Origin of the sequence: Pseudomonas sp. MF6394, assembly GCF_002018845.1 — a bacterium.
Classification (GTDB): Bacteria; Pseudomonadota; Gammaproteobacteria; order Pseudomonadales; family Pseudomonadaceae; genus Aquipseudomonas; species Aquipseudomonas lactis.
On the sequence record NZ_MVOJ01000070.1, the window covers coordinates 1 to 3,339 of the forward strand.

2 rRNA genes are annotated in these 3,339 nt (G+C 50.9%); both read right to left on the reverse strand.

Annotation, left to right across the window (positions count from 1 at the left end):
- Positions 1-9: 9 nt before the first annotated feature.
- Positions 10-125, reverse strand: a 5S ribosomal RNA gene (gene rrf, locus MF6394_RS32695).
- A gap of 158 nt (positions 126-283) precedes the next feature.
- Positions 284-3,175: ribosomal RNA gene (locus MF6394_RS32700) — 23S ribosomal RNA — on the reverse strand.
- Between the last annotated feature and the right edge of the window lie 164 nt (positions 3,176-3,339).

A 3,339-nucleotide genomic window follows, 5' to 3' on the forward strand; every position in this document is an offset into this window, starting at 1 on the left:
GGAATTTAATCTTGACGATGACCTACTCTCACATGGGGAAACCCCACACTACCATCGGCGATGCATCGTTTCACTGCTGAGTTCGGGATGGGATCAGGTGGTTCCAATGCTCTATGGTCGTCAAGAAATTCGGGTACTGAGTCGTGGCCAGCTGGCCTCGCTTCAGCAAATTGGGTATGTGACAGCTTTCGGTGTTTTGTGAGCGTCGAACTTTCGGTTCATCTTCGTCTTCACACACCGCAATCTGATGCTCGTTAGAGTAGTCAAATTGCTTGGGTGTTATATGGTCAAGCCTCACGGGCAATTAGTATTGGTTAGCTCAACGCCTCACAGCGCTTACACACCCAACCTATCAACGTCGTAGTCTTCGACGGCCCTTCAGGGAACTCAAGGTTCCAGTGAGATCTCATCTTGAGGCTAGTTTCCCGCTTAGATGCTTTCAGCGGTTATCTATTCCGAACATAGCTACCCGGCAATGCCACTGGCGTGACAACCGGAACACCAGAGGTTCGTCCACTCCGGTCCTCTCGTACTAGGAGCAGCCCCTCTCAAATCTCAAACGTCCACGGCAGATAGGGACCGAACTGTCTCACGACGTTCTAAACCCAGCTCGCGTACCACTTTAAATGGCGAACAGCCATACCCTTGGGACCGGCTTCAGCCCCAGGATGTGATGAGCCGACATCGAGGTGCCAAACACCGCCGTCGATATGAACTCTTGGGCGGTATCAGCCTGTTATCCCCGGAGTACCTTTTATCCGTTGAGCGATGGCCCTTCCATACAGAACCACCGGATCACTAAGACCTACTTTCGTACCTGCTCGACGTGTCTGTCTCGCAGTCAAGCGCGCTTTTGCCTTTATACTCTACGACCGATTTCCGACCGGTCTGAGCGCACCTTCGTACTCCTCCGTTACTCTTTAGGAGGAGACCGCCCCAGTCAAACTACCCACCATACACTGTCCTCGATCCGGATAACGGACCTGAGTTAGAACCTCAAAGTTGCCAGGGTGGTATTTCAAGGATGGCTCCACGCAGACTGGCGTCCACGCTTCAAAGCCTCCCACCTATCCTACACAAGCAAATTCAAAGTCCAGTGCAAAGCTATAGTAAAGGTTCACGGGGTCTTTCCGTCTAGCCGCGGATACACTGCATCTTCACAGCGATTTCAATTTCACTGAGTCTCGGGTGGAGACAGCGCCGCCATCGTTACGCCATTCGTGCAGGTCGGAACTTACCCGACAAGGAATTTCGCTACCTTAGGACCGTTATAGTTACGGCCGCCGTTTACCGGGGCTTCGATCAAGAGCTTCGCGTTAGCTAACCCCATCAATTAACCTTCCGGCACCGGGCAGGCGTCACACCCTATACGTCCACTTTCGTGTTTGCAGAGTGCTGTGTTTTTAATAAACAGTCGCAGCGGCCTGGTATCTTCGACCGGCATGAGCTTACGGAGCAAGTCCTTCACCCTCACCGGCGCACCTTCTCCCGAAGTTACGGTGCCATTTTGCCTAGTTCCTTCACCCGAGTTCTCTCAAGCGCCTTGGTATTCTCTACCCAACCACCTGTGTCGGTTTGGGGTACGGTTCCTGGTTACCTGAAGCTTAGAAGCTTTTCTTGGAAGCATGGCATCAACCACTTCGTTACCTAAAAGGTAACTCGTCATCAGCTCTCGGCCTTAGAATCCCGGATTTACCTAAGATTCCAGCCTACCACCTTAAACTTGGACAACCAACGCCAAGCTGGCCTAGCCTTCTCCGTCCCTCCATCGCAATAACCAGAAGTACAGGAATATTAACCTGTTTTCCATCGACTACGCTTTTCAGCCTCGCCTTAGGGACCGACTAACCCTGCGTCGATTAACGTTGCGCAGGAAACCTTGGTCTTTCGGCGTGGGTGTTTTTCACACCCATTATCGTTACTCATGTCAGCATTCGCACTTCTGATACCTCCAGCAAGCTTCTCAACTCACCTTCACAGGCTTACAGAACGCTCCTCTACCGCATCACTTACGTGATACCCGTAGCTTCGGTGTATGGTTTGAGCCCCGTTACATCTTCCGCGCAGGCCGACTCGACTAGTGAGCTATTACGCTTTCTTTAAAGGGTGGCTGCTTCTAAGCCAACCTCCTAGCTGTCTAAGCCTTCCCACATCGTTTCCCACTTAACCATAACTTTGGGACCTTAGCTGACGGTCTGGGTTGTTTCCCTTTTCACGACGGACGTTAGCACCCGCCGTGTGTCTCCCATGCTCGGCACTTGTAGGTATTCGGAGTTTGCATCGGTTTGGTAAGTCGGGATGACCCCCTAGCCGAAACAGTGCTCTACCCCCTACAGTGATACATGAGGCGCTACCTAAATAGCTTTCGAGGAGAACCAGCTATCTCCGAGCTTGATTAGCCTTTCACTCCGATCCACAGGTCATCCGCTAACTTTTCAACGGTAGTCGGTTCGGTCCTCCAGTTAGTGTTACCCAACCTTCAACCTGCCCATGGATAGATCGCCCGGTTTCGGGTCTATTCCCAGCGACTAGACGCCCTATTAAGACTCGCTTTCGCTACGCCTCCCCTATTCGGTTAAGCTCGCCACTGAAAATAAGTCGCTGACCCATTATACAAAAGGTACGCAGTCACCCAACAAAGTGGGCTCCCACTGCTTGTACGCATACGGTTTCAGGATCTATTTCACTCCCCTCTCCGGGGTTCTTTTCGCCTTTCCCTCACGGTACTAGTTCACTATCGGTCAGTCAGTAGTATTTAGCCTTGGAGGATGGTCCCCCCATATTCAGACAAAGTTTCTCGTGCTCCGTCCTACTCGATTTCATGACTAAGAGATTTTCGCGTACAGGGCTATCACCCACTATGGCCGCACTTTCCAGAGCGTTCCGCTAATCTCAAAGCCACTTAAGGGCTAGTCCCCGTTCGCTCGCCACTACTAAGGGAATCTCGGTTGATTTCTTTTCCTCAGGGTACTTAGATGTTTCAGTTCCCCTGGTTCGCCTCTTGCACCTATGTATTCAGTACAAGATAACCATCTTATGATGGCTGGGTTCCCCCATTCAGACATCTCCGGATCAAAGTCTGTTTGCCGACTCCCCGAAGCTTTTCGCAGGCTACCACGTCTTTCATCGCCTCTGACTGCCAAGGCATCCACCGTATGCGCTTCTTCACTTGACCATATAACCCCAAGCAATCTGGTTATACTGTGAAGACGACATTCGCCGAAAATTCGAATTTCTCAATTAAGAGAACTCACAAATTTTACCTTAGCCTGATCCGTTACCAGTGAAAGTAACGTTCAGTCTATCTTTCTATCACATACCCAAATTTTTAAAGAACGA